At 56.2% G+C, this 781-nt stretch carries 1 protein-coding gene; it reads right to left on the reverse strand.

Annotation, left to right across the window (positions count from 1 at the left end; translation table 11 throughout):
• Nucleotides 1-781, reverse strand: a 781-nt coding sequence (locus tag GTP27_RS23270; protein WP_161041461.1) for a transposase, incomplete at both ends; no start/stop codon positions are given.

Raw genomic sequence — 781 nt, forward strand, 5'->3', positions numbered from 1 at the left:
AAAGCCAAGCAAGCTCATCAAGCGTTTGAAATTATAGGCAAGCACATGCAGGCCCATCTCGGCCTGGACGCGCTCCAGCCCTTTCGTAAGGAAGTGGGTCCAGCCCATCCAGGACTTGATCGTGCCGTATGGATGTTCGACTGATGAGCGGCGGATTCTCATGGCGTCGGGCTGCCGTTCAAGGTGCGTCTGCATCTCATCGAGCACGTCTTGGTGTTCCCAGCGTGTCACTCTGCGCTGCGGACTTGGTGTACATTTTTCTTTGAGCGGGCAGCCTTTGCAGTTTGAACTCCAGTAGCGGTGGTTCGTCATACCCTTTTCAATGGTTGCGAAGCGCCAGATCAGCGATTGCCCTCCCGGGCAGCGATACTCGTTCTTCTGCTGGTCGTAGATGAAATCAGCCTTATCGAATCGGCCTTCTGCCTTGGCGCTTGACGTCGTCGTTGCTGGCACCAAGGGGGTAATGCCAGCTTCGCGGCATGCCAGGATTTCCTCACCTTTGAAGTAGCCACGGTCAGCGATGGCGGTCAGCGTAGTGCTGCCAATTGCAGCGCGGGCCTTCTTGGCCATGCTGGATAGTTGATCGCGGTCGCTACCGACATTAGTTACTTCGTGCTCGACGATCAGATGGTGTTTGGCGTCGACTGCAGTTTGCACGTTGTAGCCAACGATCCCTGCGCCGCGCGTCTTCATTGAGCGCGCGTCAGTGTCGGTGAGTGATATCTGCGTTTCTCCGGTCGCTTCGAGCTTCGCTTCAATTTCCTTGAGCGTAGCCATCTGC

Origin of the sequence: Duganella qianjiadongensis (assembly GCF_009857915.1) — a bacterium.
GTDB lineage: Bacteria > Pseudomonadota > Gammaproteobacteria > Burkholderiales > Burkholderiaceae_D > Rugamonas > Rugamonas qianjiadongensis.